This window comes from Pseudomonas sp. AC242, assembly GCF_979258655.1.
Genome location: NZ_OZ409873.1, coordinates 3,988,298 through 4,004,330 on the forward strand (window position 1 = coordinate 3,988,298; position 16,033 = coordinate 4,004,330).

General features: G+C 59.6%; 19 protein-coding genes. 10 read left to right on the forward strand and 9 right to left on the reverse strand.

The window, feature by feature from the left end; all coding sequences use genetic code 11:
• Positions 1-50 precede the first annotated feature (50 nt).
• Positions 51-1,040: a 2-hydroxyacid dehydrogenase gene (locus ACZZ0A_RS17885; RefSeq protein ID WP_007917488.1), complete on the forward strand. Its 990-nt coding sequence runs from the start codon at positions 51-53 to the stop codon at positions 1,038-1,040.
• Positions 1,041-1,052: 12 nt separating this feature from the next.
• On the opposite strand, the gene ACZZ0A_RS17890 is transcribed toward ACZZ0A_RS17885, so the two are convergent.
• Complete coding sequence (locus ACZZ0A_RS17890; protein ID WP_007917490.1) at positions 1,053-1,505, reverse strand: hypothetical protein; 453 nt, start codon at positions 1,503-1,505, stop codon at positions 1,053-1,055.
• A gap of 133 nt (positions 1,506-1,638) precedes the next feature.
• Between ACZZ0A_RS17890 and ACZZ0A_RS17895 the strand changes: the two genes are divergently transcribed.
• Positions 1,639-2,073 (forward strand): hypothetical protein, encoded by a 435-nt coding sequence (locus tag ACZZ0A_RS17895; RefSeq protein ID WP_463543530.1) that lies wholly within the window; start codon positions 1,639-1,641, stop codon positions 2,071-2,073.
• Positions 2,073-2,477: an META domain-containing protein gene (locus ACZZ0A_RS17900; RefSeq protein WP_042705045.1), complete on the forward strand. Its 405-nt coding sequence runs from the start codon at positions 2,073-2,075 to the stop codon at positions 2,475-2,477. Before ACZZ0A_RS17895 ends, ACZZ0A_RS17900 begins: the two co-directional genes overlap by 1 nt.
• A 257-nt stretch (positions 2,478-2,734) precedes the next feature.
• Here the strand turns inward: ACZZ0A_RS17900 and ACZZ0A_RS17905 are convergent, their stop codons facing one another.
• Complete coding sequence (locus ACZZ0A_RS17905; RefSeq protein ID WP_007917494.1) at positions 2,735-3,202, reverse strand: TlpA disulfide reductase family protein; 468 nt, start codon at positions 3,200-3,202, stop codon at positions 2,735-2,737.
• Between the two features lie 113 nt (positions 3,203-3,315).
• Between ACZZ0A_RS17905 and arsC the strand changes: the two genes are divergently transcribed.
• From arsC to ACZZ0A_RS17920, 3 genes are read left to right on the forward strand one after another with little or no spacing between them, the layout of a single operon-like run.
• Positions 3,316-3,669, forward strand: a complete 354-nt coding sequence (gene arsC, locus ACZZ0A_RS17910) for an arsenate reductase (glutaredoxin) (protein ID WP_007968707.1) — start codon at positions 3,316-3,318, stop codon at positions 3,667-3,669.
• Positions 3,666-4,262: an NAD(P)H:quinone oxidoreductase gene (gene wrbA, locus ACZZ0A_RS17915; RefSeq protein WP_414916264.1), complete on the forward strand. Its 597-nt coding sequence runs from the start codon at positions 3,666-3,668 to the stop codon at positions 4,260-4,262. Before arsC ends, wrbA begins: the two co-directional genes overlap by 4 nt.
• Before the next feature lies 1 nt (position 4,263).
• Complete coding sequence (locus ACZZ0A_RS17920) at positions 4,264-4,689, forward strand: DUF2069 domain-containing protein (RefSeq protein ID WP_007917509.1); 426 nt, start codon at positions 4,264-4,266, stop codon at positions 4,687-4,689.
• A gap of 114 nt (positions 4,690-4,803) precedes the next feature.
• Here the strand turns inward: ACZZ0A_RS17920 and ACZZ0A_RS17925 are convergent, their stop codons facing one another.
• Both ACZZ0A_RS17925 and ttcA read right to left on the reverse strand, forming a co-directional pair.
• A complete protein-coding gene (locus ACZZ0A_RS17925; RefSeq protein WP_007917512.1) occupies positions 4,804-5,478 on the reverse strand; it encodes a DNA-3-methyladenine glycosylase I in 675 nt (224 codons plus the stop codon).
• 135 nt (positions 5,479-5,613) lie between these two features.
• Positions 5,614-6,438 (reverse strand): tRNA 2-thiocytidine(32) synthetase TtcA, encoded by an 825-nt coding sequence (gene ttcA / locus ACZZ0A_RS17930; protein ID WP_007917513.1) that lies wholly within the window; start codon positions 6,436-6,438, stop codon positions 5,614-5,616.
• Between the two features lie 289 nt (positions 6,439-6,727).
• Between ttcA and ACZZ0A_RS17935 the strand changes: the two genes are divergently transcribed.
• Together ACZZ0A_RS17935 and ACZZ0A_RS17940 are read left to right on the forward strand one after the other, a co-directional pair.
• Positions 6,728-7,330, forward strand: a complete 603-nt coding sequence (locus ACZZ0A_RS17935; RefSeq protein ID WP_007917515.1) for a Yip1 family protein — start codon at positions 6,728-6,730, stop codon at positions 7,328-7,330.
• Positions 7,331-7,457: 127 nt separating this feature from the next.
• The gene (locus ACZZ0A_RS17940; protein ID WP_007917517.1) at positions 7,458-7,952 is read left to right on the forward strand and encodes a SprT family zinc-dependent metalloprotease; all 495 of its coding nucleotides are present in this window, start codon (positions 7,458-7,460) and stop codon (positions 7,950-7,952) included.
• A 133-nt stretch (positions 7,953-8,085) separates the two neighbouring features.
• Here ACZZ0A_RS17940 and ACZZ0A_RS17945 read toward each other — a convergent pair whose 3' ends face one another.
• Positions 8,086-9,267 (reverse strand): CaiB/BaiF CoA transferase family protein, encoded by a 1,182-nt coding sequence (locus ACZZ0A_RS17945; RefSeq protein ID WP_463543531.1) that lies wholly within the window; start codon positions 9,265-9,267, stop codon positions 8,086-8,088.
• A 146-nt stretch (positions 9,268-9,413) separates the two neighbouring features.
• Entirely contained in the window at positions 9,414-10,748 is a 1,335-nt protein-coding gene (locus ACZZ0A_RS17950) for a dicarboxylate/amino acid:cation symporter (RefSeq protein WP_007917521.1), read from the reverse strand.
• A 351-nt stretch (positions 10,749-11,099) separates the two neighbouring features.
• Here ACZZ0A_RS17950 and ACZZ0A_RS17955 point away from each other — a divergent pair, with 351 nt between their 5' ends.
• Positions 11,100-12,098: an AraC family transcriptional regulator gene (locus tag ACZZ0A_RS17955; protein ID WP_463543532.1), complete on the forward strand. Its 999-nt coding sequence runs from the start codon at positions 11,100-11,102 to the stop codon at positions 12,096-12,098.
• 207 nt (positions 12,099-12,305) lie between these two features.
• On the opposite strand, the gene ACZZ0A_RS17960 is transcribed toward ACZZ0A_RS17955, so the two are convergent.
• From ACZZ0A_RS17960 to ACZZ0A_RS17970, 3 genes are all read right to left on the reverse strand, one after another.
• The gene (locus ACZZ0A_RS17960; RefSeq protein ID WP_038367433.1) at positions 12,306-13,652 is read right to left on the reverse strand and encodes an ATP-binding protein; all 1,347 of its coding nucleotides are present in this window, start codon (positions 13,650-13,652) and stop codon (positions 12,306-12,308) included.
• The gene (locus ACZZ0A_RS17965) at positions 13,649-14,326 is read right to left on the reverse strand and encodes a response regulator transcription factor (protein WP_007917525.1); all 678 of its coding nucleotides are present in this window, start codon (positions 14,324-14,326) and stop codon (positions 13,649-13,651) included. Before ACZZ0A_RS17965 ends, ACZZ0A_RS17960 begins: the two co-directional genes overlap by 4 nt.
• A gap of 149 nt (positions 14,327-14,475) precedes the next feature.
• Entirely contained in the window at positions 14,476-15,078 is a 603-nt protein-coding gene (locus tag ACZZ0A_RS17970; protein WP_007917526.1) for a membrane protein, read from the reverse strand.
• A gap of 143 nt (positions 15,079-15,221) precedes the next feature.
• Here ACZZ0A_RS17970 and ACZZ0A_RS17975 point away from each other — a divergent pair, with 143 nt between their 5' ends.
• Positions 15,222-16,013: a dienelactone hydrolase family protein gene (locus tag ACZZ0A_RS17975; protein WP_463543533.1), complete on the forward strand. Its 792-nt coding sequence runs from the start codon at positions 15,222-15,224 to the stop codon at positions 16,011-16,013.
• The last annotated feature ends 20 nt before the right edge of the window (positions 16,014-16,033 follow it).

Genomic DNA, 16,033 nt, shown 5'->3' on the forward strand with positions numbered 1-16,033 from the left:
TAAAGTGGGATCGGGTGATTCAATCCGTGTCGATGTTCCAGGAGGATTTCATGCGCACGCTCGTTTTCAGTAGCCAGACCTACGACCGCGACAGCTTCCTCGCCGCCGATTGCCCGGCGGGTATCGAGCTGCACTTTCAACCGGCCCGGCTCAGCCTCGATACGGCAGCACTGGCCGACAAACACCAAGTGGTCTGTGCGTTCATCAATGATGATCTCAGCGCTGCAGTGCTGGAACGTCTGGCCGCGGGCGGCACGCGCCTGATTGCCCTACGCTCGGCGGGTTACAACCATGTTGATCTGGCCGCGGCGAAACGTCTCGGACTGGCCGTGGTGCGCGTGCCGGCCTACTCGCCGCATGCGGTGGCCGAACACGCCGTGGCGCTGATCCTGGCCCTCAACCGTCGTCTGCACCGTGCCTATAACCGCACCCGTGAAGGCGATTTCAGCCTGCATGGCCTGACCGGTTTCGACCTGGTCGGCAAAACCGTGGGAATTGTCGGCACCGGCCAGATCGGCGCCACGTTCGCCAAAATCATGCACGGCTTCGGCTGTGAGCTGCTGGCTTACGATCCTTTCCCCAACCCGGAGGTGCTGGCGTTGGGTGCGCGTTATCTGAGCCTGCCGGAATTGCTCGCGCAGTCGCGGATCATCAGCCTGCACTGCCCGCTCAACGAGCAGAGCAAACACCTGATCAACCGCGACTCGCTGGCGCACATGCAGGCCGGCGCCATGCTGATCAATACCGGCCGTGGTGGTCTGGTCGACACACCGGCACTGATCGATGCATTGAAGGACGGCCAGCTCGGCTATCTGGGGCTGGATGTTTATGAGGAAGAGGCACAACTGTTTTTCGAGGATCGCTCCGACCTGCCCCTGCAGGACGATGTGCTGGCGCGCCTGCTGACCTTTCCCAACGTGATCATCACCGCGCATCAGGCGTTTCTGACCCGCGAAGCACTGGGTGCGATTGCTGCAACCACCCTGCACAACATCGCGACCTGGGTGGCGGGAACGCCACAGAACCAGGTCGAGGGTTGAAATTTTTCCCGCTTACTTGGGTGAAAGCGAAGTCGCCAGAATCAGCATCGCCAGCCAGCCGAAGCCAAAAAAGCGCTGTTTCATCGAGTGGCCGTAGCGCAGCAGGAACCAGACGAAAAACATCGGCAGCAGGAAGATCATGATCTTCAGCCAGCCTTCCACCGGGCGACTGCCGTCGGCATTGGTCTGCTCAGTGGCCGGTTGCTCGGTGGGCTGCTGGCGCCGACGCCGCGCAGCGGCCGGCATCACTTTCGGCAAAGGTTGCGGCTCAGGCGCTGGAGCACTGACTTCGGGCACAGCCTTGTTACGCGGCAGACTGCCGAACGAGATTGTCGCAGCCTGAACAGGCGCGGCTACGGTTTGCGCGTGTACTGCTTGCTCCGCCATTGGAGCCCCGCAATGAATGCACGCGTTGGCTTCGGAGCTGATGCTCTTCTTGCATTCATAACATTCGATCAGCGCCATGTTCCGTTCCTTCAGATTCGAGGCCGGCAGTTTGCCATGAGTGTCGCGGCATTTGAACCGGATCGAAGGTCGCACGCGCGCATCATTCTGCAATCAAGCCCGTGCTAGCATGTCGCGCATATTTGGAGGACCCATGGTCGAACACGATTTCCGCTACACCCTGATGAACCCGCAACACACTCTCACCGAATGCCGCGCCCTCGTTCCGGGCCGCTATCAGGTCACCGGCAATGGTGGCTCGATTCGCATCGGTGACGCGCTGTTGGTCACCCTCAAAGGCAGCAAGGACTTGTCCATGCGCCTGACCGTTGAAACCGTCCGCCACCTGATCAATCCGCCGGGCCAATGGACCGCGATGACCACGGGCCCGGTGTTCGGTGAACTGGCGATCCACACCTGGCAGGTCAACTGCGACAACTGCGCCAAAGAGCTGAGCTTCGAATTCGCCGTGGACGCCAAACTCGGTAAAACCGCAGAAAAACCGGCAGCCACCGCGCGCATCGCCGAGCTGGGCTGGAAAGCCGTTGGCGACAAGCATTTGTGCCCGAAATGCCAGGTGTCGGCATGATCAAACGCCTTGCCCTGACCGCGCTGGTCGGTGCCGGCCTGGTGGGCTGTGCCGCAGAACCTGTGCAACTGCAACAGAACCGCAGCTACATTCTGGAGTGGATCGGTGAGCGGCCGTTGATGGATTACAGCCATCTGACCGTGACCCTTGGCGATGATGGCCGCGCCTACGGAAACGGTGGCTGCAACCATTGGTTCGCGCCGTACACGCTGGACGGTGACAAGCTGACTTTCGGCAAGATCGGCAAGACCCGCAAGCTTTGTGCACCAGCGCTGATGGAGCAGGAACAACGCTTCCTGCAGGCGCTGGAGCATGTCGAGCGCTGGGACATTTCGCCGATCGAGCAGATGCGCTTCTGGCCGGCGGAAGGCAAGCCGTTGCGTTGGTGGCTGGAAGAGGGTTGATTGGCTAGACCGCCGATACCCTCATCGGAACGCCGCCCGCCTAGCCCTCTCCCAGAGGGAGAGGGGACTGATTGGGGGATATTGGAGAGGTACGCCGACTTGAACGAGTGCAACTGAATCCATAATCGACTGGGTCTTGCTTTGGCGAATCTACAATCGACTCGATCTCTCAGGTCGATGTACCTCGCCAGACACCTCGGTCGGCCCCCTCTCCCTCTGGGAGAGGGCTGGGGTGAGGATTGCTCTTTAGCGGCAACTCACTTGGTCGCCTGCAACGCCTCAAGCTTGGCCATCACCCCCGCCGCCGTCTGCTCGCCCATCAACTGTTCCCGCACCTTACCCTTGTTGTCGATGATGTACGTCACCGGCAGCGCTTCACTGCGCGGCAACTCGAACAGTTCCGCCGGATCCTGCGCCAGCACGGTGAACTTGATGCCCAGCTTTTCGCTGGCGTCTTTCAGCTCCACGCCCTGCACATTGTCGAAGTTTACCCCGAACACGCCAACGTTCTTGCTCTTCAGCTCATCCGCCAAATGATTGAGTTCCGGGATCTCGGTCCGGCACGGACCACACCATTCGGCCCAGTAGTTCAGCACTACCCATTGTTTGTCCAGACGCTCCGACGCAACCTTCTGGCCGTTCTGGTCGATACCGTAATCATTGCCGCAGCCCCCCAGCATCAACGCCCCGATTATCGTCAATGCCGCTGCCAATCGCCGTGTCATGTCGTGTTCCTTGTGAAAATTTGAAGGCGCCTGCGACCCATTGCCTCCGAAGGTTCTGGATTGCGCGCTGCACAGTTAGAATAGCCGCCACTTTACGCCAGAAGCGACCCGCCATGACCGATCTGACGCTTTATCACAATCCGCGCTGCTCGAAATCCCGCGGCGCGCTGGAGCTTCTTGAAGCCCGCGGCCTGACCCCGAACGTCGTGCGTTACCTCGAAACCCCGCTGAATGCCGCGCAAATCAAGGCCCTGCTCGGCAAGCTCGGGATCAGCGCGCGTCAGTTGCTGCGCACCGGGGAAGATGAATACAAAATGCTTCAGCTGGCTGACGAAAGCCTCAGCGAAGCGCAATTGATCGACGCCATCGCTCAGCACCCGAAACTGATGGAGCGGCCGATTCTCGAAGTCGGCGACAAAGCCGTGATCGGTCGTCCGCCGGAAAATGTGCTGGAGTTGTTGCCGTGAGCGCGCCGTACATTCTGGTGCTGTATTACAGCCGCAACGGCTCGACCAATGAGATGGCCCGGCAGATTGCCCGCGGTGTCGAGCAGGCCGGCCTCGAAGCACGCCTGCGTACGGTGCCAGCCATTTCCACCGAGTGCGAAGCGGTGTCGCCGGACATCCCGGACGAAGGCGCGTTGTATGCCACGCTCGATGACCTGAAGAACTGCGCAGGTCTGGCCCTCGGCAGTCCGACACGCTTTGGCAACATGGCCGCGCCGCTGAAATACTTCCTCGATGGCACCAGCAACCTCTGGCTGACCGGCGCCCTCGTCGGCAAACCGGCGGGTGTATTCACCTCCACCGCCAGCCTGCACGGCGGTCAGGAAACCACCTTGCTGTCGATGATGTTGCCACTGCTGCACCACGGCATGCTCATCACCGGCCTGCCGTACAGCGAATCGGCGTTGCTCGAAACCCAGGGCGGCGGTACGCCTTACGGTGCCAGTCATCACGCTGGGGCTGACGGCAAAAGTGCTCTCGATCAGCATGAAGTGACGTTGTGTCGCGCGCTGGGTCTGCGGCTGGCGAAAACCGCTCAGAAACTGGTGGGCTGATATGGCGAAGAAGCCGAAGATTCTGCCGAGTGTCGAGTGGCTGGAGCCACGAGTGAAGGCGATGCGGGTGATTAGCCTGCTGAGCTTCTTCGCCCTCGCCGGCCTGCTGGCGGCCTACTATCTGCTGTTCGCCGATCTGCACGGCGCGCGGCCGTGGGTGATTCTGCTGGTCGAGTTGATCCCATGGATCGTGCTCGCCCCGGCAATGATCATGGGCAGCGCCCGCGGGCATTCGTGGATGTGTTTTGTGGTGAATCTGTATTTCATCAAGGGCGCACTGGCGGCGTATGACCCGAACCGGCAGTTGTTTGGTGTGCTGGAGATGGTCGCGAGTCTGGCGGTGTTCTGCTCGGCGCTGCTGTATGTGCGGTGGCGGTATCAGTTGAATCGCAAGCTGGCTGGCGAGGGCGAGATCTCCGTCGCCTGACAGATCGCCATCGCTGGCAAGCCAGCTACCACAGGGTCTGTGTTGAAACACAATATTGTGATCAATACAAAAAACTGTGGGAGCTGGCTTGCCAGCGATTGGGGCAACTCGGTATCAATGATTCACTGTGTACGCGAGCATCATCGAAATCTGGCTCATCGCCCGCCCGCCGCTCTGCTCGTGCCATTGATTGAACGCATCCTGCACAATCGCCAGATCGCGCAGACTGGTCGGCACCTTGTCGACGATCTTCTGTGCATTCAGCGCGGCGACCACGTCGTAGCTCGGTACAAACGTGTCCTTGCCGACCATGCGCAAAAACCGTGGCGCCGACAGCCCACCCAGTTGATGACCGTGCTTTTTCAGGTAGGTCCACAGACCGACGATATCGGTCACCGGCCAGTCGGCGATCAACGCACCGAAACTGCCCTTGTCTTTCTCTACATCAAGAATGAACTGCGCATTGCGCGGCACGCTCTTGAGCTTGCCCAGGTGACGGATGATCCGCGCATCCTGCATTAAACGCTCAAGGTGTTCGGCGCTCATCAGCACGACTTTTTCCGGGTCGAACTTGAAGAACACTTCTTCGAAGGCTGGCCACTTGGCGTCGACCAGACTGTGCTTGAGGCCGGCGCGGAACACACGCAGGGCCATGGTCGAGAGGTAGCGGTCGTCGCTGATCTTGCGCAGTTGCGCCGGGGTCTTGGGAACGGGCAGATGGGCTTCCAGTTCAGCCGCCGAACCGAAGCGGTTCAGACAGTATTCGTGCAGCCACTTGTAATCGCGCATGCCCTCTCCTATTGAATGAAGCGAAGAAACCAATGTGGGAGCGAGCCTGCTCGCGAAGTGGGAGTCTCAGTCAACAAATCAGTTGAATGACACACCGCTTTCGCGAGCAGGCTCGCTCCCACATTTGAAATGTGTTTACAAGTTGACGACGTTGACGAAGCGCGAAGCGGCGGTCTCGTCGATCTTCAGGCTGGTGAAGTCGAACAGGTTGCGGTCGGCCAGTTGCGACGGGATCACGTTCTGCAGACTGCGGAAGATGCTTTCGGTTCGGCCCGGGGTCTTGCGTTCCCAGTCCTGCAGCATTTCCTTGACCACCTGACGCTGCAGGTTTTCCTGCGAACCGCAGAGGTTGCACGGGATGATCGGGAATTCTTTCAAATCCGAGTAAGCCTGAATGTCTTTCTCGTTGCAGTACGCCAGTGGACGGATCACTACGTTGCGACCGTCATCGGCGCGCAGCTTCGGCGGCATCGCCTTGAGGCTGCCGTTGAAGAACATGTTGAGGAAAAACGTCTCGACGATGTCGTCACGGTGGTGACCGAGGGCCATCTTGGTCGCGCCGATTTCGTCGGCGAAGGTGTACAGCGTGCCGCGACGCAGACGCGAGCACAGCGAGCAGGTGGTCTTGCCCTCCGGGATCAGCTCCTTGACCACCGAGTAGGTGTCTTTCTCGACGATGTGGTACTCAACGCCCAGTTCTTTCAAATAGGCCGGCAGCACATGCTCGGGGAAGCCCGGCTGTTTCTGGTCCATGTTCACCGCGACGATCTCGAACTTGATCGGGGCAACCTTCTGCAGGTGCAGCAGCACGTCGAGCATGGTGTAGCTGTCTTTGCCCCCGGACAGGCAGACCATGACCTTGTCGCCATCTTCAATCATGTTGAAATCGGCGACCGCTTCGCCGGCCAGGCGGCGCAGGCGCTTTTGCAGTTTGTTCTGGTTGACCGTAAGAGTGCCCATGACGCGAAATCCGTGAGGTGTGACGAAAGGCCGGCATTTTACGCAAAAACCCCGGTGTTGTGGGCACAGGTTGTCGTAGCCCGGAGATGGAACGTTTACAGACCCCGAGGCGATTACGCCCTGTTTTTACAGCGCGATTTGCTCTAAGCCCCTAATACCTGTGCGGTTAAGACCTTTCTATACTGCGACATAAGGTCGCACACAATCTGAAGACCTGTATTTGCTCGGCCACCTTGGCCCGTAGGCGCTCCGCTGGGGGGCGATGGCAATAACAAGAGGAGTGACTGGCATGATCCATCACGTAGTGGGACTTTTTACCCACCCCGATCAGGAATGGAAGGAAATCCGTGGCGACCAAGAGGAAAGCATCAGCCACATGTACCTGACACACACGCTGATTCTGGCGGCTATCCCCGCTGTCTCGGCCTTTATCGGCACCACACAGGTCGGCTGGGTAATCGGCAATCGCGCGCCGGTCATGCTCACCGTCGAAAGCGCGATCTGGATGACCGTCATGTCGTACCTGGCCATGCTCGGCGGGGTCGCGGTCATGGGCGCCTTTGTGCACTGGATGGCTCGCACCTACGACGCCAATCCAAGTCTGGCCCGTTGTGTGGCCTTCGCCACCTACACCGCAACACCGTTGTTTGTCGGCGGGCTGGCGGCGTTGTATCCGCACATGTGGCTGGGGATGATCGTCGGCACGGCGGCCATCTGCTACACGGTGTATCTGTTGTACGTGGGGCTGCCGACGTTCATGAATATTCCGTCGGATGAAGGCTTCCTGTTTTCCAGCTCGGTGCTGGCGGTGGGTCTGGTGGTGCTGGTTGCCATCATGGCGTTCACCGTGATCGTCTGGGGGCTGGGCGTTGGTCCCGTCTATACGAACTGACTCGCCAAACCAATCAGAGGCCGCCGCAAGGCGGCCTTGTCGTTTGCCGGATGACCATTCGGCAGCTCGGCGATTCGCAAGTCCGGGGCGTTACGGCATACTCGACGTCTCTGGAGATCCATCAAGCATGCCCGAGCAACTCAATACCCGCGTCGAAGACTGTTACCAACTCGCAGAATCCTTTTTCAAACGTTCCTTCCCACGCCCTGTCGTCAGCCTCAAGCTGCGCGGGCAAAAGGCCGGTGTCGCGCATCTGCACGAGAACCTGCTGCGCTTCAACCCGCAGTTATACCGGGAAAACACCGAGCACTTCCTCAAGCAGACCGTGGCCCACGAAGTTGCGCACCTGATCGCCCATCAGTTGTTTGGCGAGCGCATTCAGCCCCACGGCGAGGAATGGCAACTGATCATGCGCGGCGTTTACGAACTGCCGCCGGATCGCTGCCACACCTATGCAATCAAGCGCCGCAGCGTGACCCGCTATATCTATAAATGCCCGTGCGCCGACAGTGATTTCCCGTTTTCGGCGCAGCGCCATAGCCTGGTGCGGCAGGGGCGGCGTTACCTGTGTCGCCGCTGCCGCAACACGTTGGTGTTCAGTGGTGAGATGCGCGTCGAATAGTCAGTTTGTGTCGCCCTGACTGACCCCATCGCTGGCAAGCCAGCTCCCACAGGTTTAGGTGTCTTACACAGAATCTGTGGACACCTCGATAACTGTGGGAGCTGGCTTGCCAGCGATGAGGCCAGAACAGGCACTAAAGAATGACTTTGGCCCGGCGCAGCTCTTCAATTTTCGAAGGACTCAACCCCAACTCCGCCAACACCTGATCCGTATGCTGCCCCAACACCGCGCCAACATGCCGCGGCGCCGGCAACGCTTGGGAAAACTTCAACGGACAGGCCATCTGCGCCTGCGTCGAACCATCCCCGCGCGGCACCTGCGTCACCAGTTCCCGCGCCTGCAACTGCGGATGGCGCACCGCCTCACCCAGACTCAATACCGGCTCGACACACGCATCGATCCCGGCAAACAGCTCGCACAACTCAGCAAAGTCGTGTTTTTCGAACTCGACCGTCAGCGCGTACTTCAATGCCCGCTGCTGCTCGGGCTTTGAGGACAAGCCCTGCGCCGCCAACTCCGGCCGCCCCAACGCCGTACACAGTTGCTGCATGAACCCCGGTTCCAGACTGCCCACCGACATCCAGCGGCCATCGCGAGAACGGTAATAATCGTAAAAGCTGCCGCCGTTGAGCATCTGGTCTTCCCACGCAGGTTCTTCGCCGCAAGCCAGATAGCCGGCACCGGCCATGGCATTCAGGCTGAACGCGCAATCGGTCATGCTCACATCCAGATGCGTGCCCTGCCCGCTCTGCTGACGCGCAATCACCGCGGCCAACAAGCCGATCACTCCGTGTAATGAGCCTCCGGCCACATCCGCCACCTGCATGCCCAGCGGCAACGGCCCGCTGTCGGCGCGGCCGGTGTAGCTGGCCAGCCCCGCCAGCGCCAGATAGTTGATGTCATGCCCGGCGCGGTCCTTGTATGGCCCGGTCTGGCCGTAACCGGTAATCGACACGTAAATAAGCTTCGGGTTGATCGCCTTCAGCGCTTCATAGCCCAGACCCAGGCGCTCCATCACACCCGGGCGAAACTGCTCGAGGACGATGTCGTAATCGGCCAGCAACTGCTTGATCACTTCCACGGCTTCAGGCTGTTTCAGATCCAGCGCCAAGCTGCGCTTGTTGCGGTTCAGGTAAGCGTGGCTCGCTGATACTCCGCCATCATGCGGCGGCAAAACGCGCAGCAGGTCCATGCGCGTTGGTGATTCGATGCGCAGCACTTCAGCACCCATGTCCGCCAGCAACAACGAGGCGAACGGCCCCGGCAACAATGTCGAGAAATCGAGGATTTTCAGTGAGGCCAGCGGTGCGGACATGGGCGAACTCCTTGGGCGATGCACTCAGCCTAGGCAGCGATGCCGTGTACGGCAATCACCGGAAATGTCAGCGGGTATGACCGTTACGCTCAAATCGCAGGCAAGAAAAAACCCGCCGAAGCGGGTTTCTTCAATTCAAGCAGTGCTTACTTCACATTGCTTGGGGTTGGGCCTTCAGCCACACCCAAGTCATCTTCTTCACGCTCGTCGGAGATACCGCGACCGCCCGAGGCCAGCTCGGTTTGCAGCTGATCGGTATCCAGTTCCTTGACCCACTTGGCAACCACGATGGTGGCTACTGCGTTACCGACCAGGTTGGTCAGTGCGCGGGCTTCGGACATGAAGCGGTCGATACCGAGGATCAGCGCCAGACCGGCCACCGGCAGGTGACCGACCGCCGACAGGGTCGCGGCCAGTACGATGAAGCCCGAGCCGGTCACACCGGCTGCGCCTTTGGAGGACAGCAGCAATACCAGCAGCAGAGTGATCTGGTGGGTGATGTCCATGTGGGTATCAGTCGCCTGAGCGATGAACACGGCCGCCATGGTCAGGTAGATCGAAGTACCGTCGAGGTTGAACGAGTAACCGGTCGGGATCACCAGACCTACTACGGATTTCTTCGCGCCCAGACGCTCCATCTTGATCAGCATGCGTGGCAGTGCCGATTCCGACGAGGACGTGCCCAGTACGATCAACAGCTCTTCACGGATGTAACGCACCAGTTTAAACACGCTGAAACCGTGAGCACGGCAGATCGCACCCAGCACCACCACCACGAACAGGATGCAGGTGATGTAGAAGCAGATCATCAACTGGCCCAGTTGCACCAGAGAGCCGACGCCGTAGGCACCGATGGTGAAGGCCATCGCGCCGAAAGCACCCAGCGGCGCCAGTTTCATGATCATGTTGATGATGTTGAACATGACGTGGGCGAAGCGATCGATCATGTCCAGCAGCGGACGACCGTACGAACCCAAGCGATGCAGGGCGTAGCCGAAGATCACCGAGAACATCAGCACTTGCAGGATGTCACCGGTGGCGAACGCGCCGACGATGGTGTTCGGGATTACATTGAGGAGGAAACCGACAATGCTCTGGTCTTTACTGGCCGTCACATAAGTGGCGATTTTCGAGGCGTCCAGGGTGGTGACGTCGATGTGCATACCGGCGCCCGGTTGCACAACGTTGACCACGATCAGACCGATCAGCAGGGCAATGGTGGAAACGATTTCGAAGTACAGCAGCGCGTAGCCGCCGGTCTTGCCCACGGATTTCATGTTCTGCATGCCGGCGATGCCGCTGACAACGGTACAGAAGATGATCGGGGCGATGACCATTTTGATCAGTTTGATGAACCCGTCACCCAGCGGCTTGAGGGCCACACCGGTCTGAGGGTAGAAGTGACCAAGCAGGATGCCGATGGCGATGGCAACGATCACCTGGAAATACAGGGATTTGTACAGTGGCTGACGAGTCGTCATTGCAGGTTTCCTCAAGCGTCCCGCGTGGCAACATCCATCTGTTGGCCGCGAAACCTTAATTGCGAACCCTCCTGCACTGGAGGGATTTGTTGTTGGAGCAGCATTTTCCATCTGGGCCAAACGCACGCTTCTGTGGCTTGTATCGCAAACCTCGTGCCACTTTGGTGCGATTGCCAGCAAGCCTTTTGATATCAGGGGTAACGGGTCTACGGATGTCACCATCCCGTGACTCAGGCGTGGCGGATTTCCGCCAACTCACCGCTTCTCGTCCTACAATTTGGCGGAAATCCGCCTTGTCGATGCGTCCAGCCCGCCGCTACCATCCGGCGCCTGAAGAAGGATCTGCCGCTTATGCGCGAACGCACCATCGCCAGTCATTTTGCCCGTGCCGCTCTCGGTGGCGCACGCCGCGTGGGTTTCGATTACTCGGGCCTGCTGCTGCAACTGGGCATCAGCCCGGAATTGCTCGACGAACCTCGCGCGCGCATTGCTCCGGAACAATTCACCCGGTTGATTCAGGACCTGTGGCTGGCGCTGGACGACGAATACCTGGGTTTCGGCAACGCACCAAGCAAACCCGGCAGTTTCGCCATGATGTGCCACGCCTCGATTCACTGCCGCAATCTGGAAAAAGCCCTGCAACGCGGCTTATTGTTTTATAGCCTATTCCCCGAAGCCCCGCGCCTGAGCCTGGCGCGCGAAGACGAATGGGTGCGCCTGAGCCTCGACGATTCACAATTGTGGGATCCCGATCACTTTCTCACCGAGAGCCTGCTGGTGATCTGGCATCGCCTCGGCAGTTGGCTGATCGGCCAGCGGATTCGCCTCGAACAGGCGAGCTTCAGCTATCCGCGCCCCGAGCATGGGGCCGAATATGACCTGTTGTTCCCCTGCCCGCTAACCTTCGGCACCGAGCAAAGCAGCCTTTTATTCCACAGCCGCTATCTGTCTATGCCGCTGTTGCAGGACGAACGCACGCTCAAACACTTCCTCGAACGCTCCCCCGCCGACCTGCTCTCGCGCCCGGACGACGGCGACAGTCTGAGTAGCCGTTTGCGCCGCTTGCTCAGCCGTGACACTGCAAATTGGCCGGATCTGGACGCGGTGGCGGCGCACTTGTACATCAGCCCGCAGACCTTGCGCCGGCACTTGCGTGAGGAAGGCACGAGTTTTCAGGAGTTGAAGGATCAGTTGCGGCGGGATATCGCCATTTATCATTTGGGGCGGGCGGATCTGTCGTTGCAACAGATTGCCGAGCAGTTGGGGTTTTCCGAACCGTCGGCGTTTCATCGGGCGTTCAAGAAGTGGACGGGTTTGACGCCGGGGGCGTATCGGGCGCAGGAGCAGTGAGGCGCCAAATCAAAAGCCCCTCACCCTAACCCTCCCGAAACGTCGGACCGCCCGGGGGGAGAGGGGACTGATTGGGGGATGCTCGGTAAATACGCCGACCTGCAAGCTCTCTATTGAATCCATATTCGCTGCAAATCGCTCAGGTCGATAATTTTCCAAAGACACTTCGGTCAGTCCCCTCTCCCTCTGGGAGAGGGCAACTCCCAATCACACCGCCGGAAAATGAATCCTGAACGCCGCCCCACCCATCGGCGAATCCCCCAGCGCGAGTTTGGCGTTGTAGCTTTCGATAATATCCTTGACCACCGCCAACCCGATCCCTTGCCCCGGATGCTGGGCATCCAGGCGTTCACCACGCTCGAGGATCCGCGCACGCTGATCCGGCGGCACACCGGGGCCGTCATCTTCGACGCACAGTTCAATCCCGGCCAGAGTCTCACGCACGCTGATACGCACTTCGCCCAGACACAGGCGATAAGCGTTTTCCAGCAAGTTGCCCATCATCTCCAGCAAGGCACCCTGCTCGATCGGCACATAGCAGTGCTCAGGCAGATCAAAGGCCACGCGCACATGCTTGTCGCGGTACACCTTGTCGAGGGTGTCGCACAGGCTTTTCAGCACCGGTTGCAAGCGCACCTGATGTCGCACCAGTCCGCTTTTGCGCAAACTGGCCCGTTGCAGTTGATAGCTGATCTGCTGGCTCATGCGTTCGATCTGACTCTGCAGCACCCACGCTTGATCGCGTTCTTCGGGACGTTGGGCCATGTCCTCGCTAACCCCTTGCAACACCGCCAACGGCGTTTTCAGGCTGTGCGCCAGATCATCGAGGGAATCGCGATAACGACTGCGCTGCTGGCGCTCGCTGTGCAGCAAACGGTTAAGCGAGCCGGTCAGGCGCAGCAGTTCACGCGGGTGTTGTTCGGTGAGGCTTTCACGGGTGCCGCCTTCGATTTCGTCGAGTTCCTGACTGAGCCGGCGCAGCGCTTTGAGGCCCCAGGTCAGGCCGATCCACAACAGCGCCAGCAATACCAGTAATGCCGCGCCGAAGCCTAGATAGAGATTTTCGCGCAGGCCTTCGAGGGTGGTTTCGTACTCGCGCACCGGTTGCAGGGCGACGATGCTGAACGCCGCGCTTTTGCCGCCGAGCAGTTTGACTTCGACGTCATAGACGAAGAATTCCTGGCCATTGCTTTCGCGGATCCGCGCGAACTCATTACCGAGTCCGTCGTAGCGCGGTTTGTAGTTGATCTGCTCTTCCTGAGTCGCCTTCGAGCGCCAGACCAGATGCCCCTCGCGATCGTAGATATAGCCGAGCAAACGGAAATCGGTGAGGTTGAAACGCTCATCCGGCAGTTGCGTCGGCATCACCAACCGACCGTTTTCAATGCGCGCGGCAGAAATCAGCGTAGTGACGTCCGAGGCCAGCCGCTGCTCGATCGAGTCTTGCAGCGCCAGGCTGAACGCGCCTTGCATCGCCGGCAGCAAAGCGAGCATGAACAACACCGCCAACGTCGTGGCGGCGAGCATCAAGCGAACGCGAAGAGAACGAATCAAGTGCAGCGCTCATTGAACAGGTAGCCGAGGCCGCGCACGGTGTCGATCGGCTTGAACCCGGCCGGCCCTTCGAGTTTGCGCCGCAGCCGGCCGACCAGCACTTCGATGACATTCGGATCGCGCTCGTCGTCATCCGGATAGAGCTGCTCCATCAAGCGATCCTTGGGCACCACTTGCTGGTGATGACGCATGAGGTATTCGAGGATGCGGTACTCGTAGGCGGTCAGCGCCAAAGGTTGTTCGTCGAGGCTCGCCTGTTTGCGATTGAGGTCGAGCAGCAGCGGGCCGGCAACGATGGTCGACTGAGTGAACCCGCTGGAACGGCGCAGCAAGGCATTCAAACGCGCGTCGAGTTCTTCGAACTGGAACGGCTTGACCACGTAATCGTCGGCGCCGGCGGCGAGGCCTTCGACCTTGTCCTGCCAGTTGCCGCGCGCGGTGAGGATCAGGATCGGGAAGGTCTTGCCGCCCGCGCGCAACTGGCGAATCAGGTCGAGACCGCCCATGCCCGGCAGGCCGAGATCGATCACCGCCAGGTCAAAGTTGAACTGTCCGGTCTGGTACAGCGCCTCCTCGGCATTGGCCACGGACTCGACCACGTGGCCACTTTCCGTCAGGCGGGTTTGCAGGTGATGGCGCAAGAGCGCTTCATCTTCGACGACCAACAGTTTCATAACACTCTCCCGGGCAAATCAGAATCTCCAGTCACACACCTGTGGGAGCGAGCCTGCTCGCGAAGGCAATGGCTCAGTCGACCTCTGATCGACTGAACCGGCGCTTTCGCGAGCAGGCTCGCTCCCACATTGAACCTGCTGGCAACTCCTTAGAAATTATAGTTGGCCGACAGGTAAGTCTGGGCGCTGCTGGTCAAATCCAGCGAGCCTTGCTTGCTGCCGCCGCTCTCTTTCATTTCAGTGCTGGCGTTGCTGCGCAGGTAACGGTAACCAAGTTCGACCGAGGTGTTCTGCGAGACTTGCTGCAACACACCGAACTGGCCGCCAACCGCATAACCGATGTCACTGTCGCGGCTGTAGCTCGGCGAATCCTGAGTCAGCTTGGTCAAACCCGCCGTCGCGCCACCGAACAGCTTGGTGCTGCCACCCACCGGGTAGAACAGATCGTAGCTGCCCAGCAGGTTTTCCTGACGCAGTTTAATGCCATTGTGCGAACCGGACACGTTGTCGTAGGTGGCGTAGTAGCGACCCTGGCTGTTTTGCTGACCGAGGCGGACGCCGTAGGTGTTGTTGCCGTCGATGGCGCCAGTGGCGTTCGGGTGGTCGAGGTTGTTGTTCAGCGAGTTGGATTTGTTGATCTTGTCACTGGTCTGGCCGAAGGACAGGCCGGCGAAGTTCGAAGTGGTGTCGGCCTGGGCCGCGATACTGGCGCTCATTACGGTCAATGCCAGCAACAGTTTGTTAAAAGTCATGGGTATTTCCTCTTTCACAGTGCTGTTTGGGTATGGCGCAAGGTTACTGACCTTCCCCTGTACCGCCCCTGAACCGTCTCTGAACCCGACCTGAACCAAATGAACTAGGCTGATTTGACCGTTTATTGTCAGGAGATCCGACCATGCGCCTGTTCCTTGCCCTCATTTTGCTGGCCGTCAGCAGCCTCACTCAGGCAGCGATCAAGACCGAGGAAATCCCCTATCAAAGCGCCGATGGCACAAAGCTGATCGGCTACTACGCCTATGACGACGCCATCAAAGGCAAACGTCCGGGTGTCGTCGTGGTGCACGAATGGTGGGGCCTGAACGATTACGCCAAACGCCGCGCACGCGATCTCGCCGCACTCGGCTACAGCGCGTTGGCGATCGATATGTACGGCGAAGGCAAGAACACCGAACATCCAAAAGACGCGATGGCGTTCATGCAGGCAGCGACTCAGGATGCGGCGGCTTCCAGCAAGCGCTTTGAGGCCGGGCTGAATTTGCTGAAGCAGCAGCCGCAGACCGACGCCAACAAAATCGCCGCTATCGGTTACAGCTTCGGCGGTGGCGTGGTGCTCAACGCCGCGCGGCAAGGTGAACCGTTGGCGGGCGTGGTGAGTTTCCACGGCGCGCTGGCGACCAAAACCCCGGCGACGCCCGGCAGTGTGAAAGCGAAGATTCTGGTCGAGCACGGTGCGCTGGACAGCATGGTCACTGCCGACAATGTCACGGCGTTCAAAGCGGAAATGGACAAGGCCGGTGCTGACTATAAATTTGTCAGCCTCGACGGCGCCAAGCACGGTTTTACCAATCCGGATGCCGATCGCCTCAGCCATGGCGAGCACGGTGGCCCGGACATCGGGTACAACAAGGCAGCGGATGAAAAATCCTGGGCGGACATGAAAGCGTTCTTGCAGAAAATCTTTAGCTGAACAGGAACACCGCGGCGCGG

Bases quoted from the DNA above. Each gene is read 5' to 3' on its own strand.
- ACZZ0A_RS17895 (WP_463543530.1), top strand. From the start codon at position 1,639: ATGGTCGAACACGATTTCCGCTACACCCTGATGAACCCGCAACACACT.
- ACZZ0A_RS17885 (WP_007917488.1), top strand. From the start codon at position 51: ATGCGCACGCTCGTTTTCAGTAGCCAGACCTACGACCGCGACAGCTTC.
- ACZZ0A_RS17920 (WP_007917509.1), top strand. From the start codon at position 4,264: ATGGCGAAGAAGCCGAAGATTCTGCCGAGTGTCGAGTGGCTGGAGCCA.
- ACZZ0A_RS17955 (WP_463543532.1), top strand. From the start codon at position 11,100: ATGCGCGAACGCACCATCGCCAGTCATTTTGCCCGTGCCGCTCTCGGT.
- ACZZ0A_RS17970 (WP_007917526.1), bottom strand. From the start codon at position 15,078: ATGACTTTTAACAAACTGTTGCTGGCATTGACCGTAATGAGCGCCAGT.
- ttcA (WP_007917513.1), bottom strand. From the start codon at position 6,438: ATGGGCACTCTTACGGTCAACCAGAACAAACTGCAAAAGCGCCTGCGC.
- ACZZ0A_RS17940 (WP_007917517.1), top strand. From the start codon at position 7,458: ATGCCCGAGCAACTCAATACCCGCGTCGAAGACTGTTACCAACTCGCA.
- ACZZ0A_RS17935 (WP_007917515.1), top strand. From the start codon at position 6,728: ATGATCCATCACGTAGTGGGACTTTTTACCCACCCCGATCAGGAATGG.
- ACZZ0A_RS17950 (WP_007917521.1), bottom strand. From the start codon at position 10,748: ATGACGACTCGTCAGCCACTGTACAAATCCCTGTATTTCCAGGTGATC.
- ACZZ0A_RS17925 (WP_007917512.1), bottom strand. From the start codon at position 5,478: ATGCGCGATTACAAGTGGCTGCACGAATACTGTCTGAACCGCTTCGGT.
- ACZZ0A_RS17945 (WP_463543531.1), bottom strand. From the start codon at position 9,267: ATGTCCGCACCGCTGGCCTCACTGAAAATCCTCGATTTCTCGACATTG.
- ACZZ0A_RS17975 (WP_463543533.1), top strand. From the start codon at position 15,222: ATGCGCCTGTTCCTTGCCCTCATTTTGCTGGCCGTCAGCAGCCTCACT.
- ACZZ0A_RS17905 (WP_007917494.1), bottom strand. From the start codon at position 3,202: ATGACACGGCGATTGGCAGCGGCATTGACGATAATCGGGGCGTTGATG.
- arsC (WP_007968707.1), top strand. From the start codon at position 3,316: ATGACCGATCTGACGCTTTATCACAATCCGCGCTGCTCGAAATCCCGC.
- ACZZ0A_RS17890 (WP_007917490.1), bottom strand. From the start codon at position 1,505: ATGGCGCTGATCGAATGTTATGAATGCAAGAAGAGCATCAGCTCCGAA.
- ACZZ0A_RS17965 (WP_007917525.1), bottom strand. From the start codon at position 14,326: ATGAAACTGTTGGTCGTCGAAGATGAAGCGCTCTTGCGCCATCACCTG.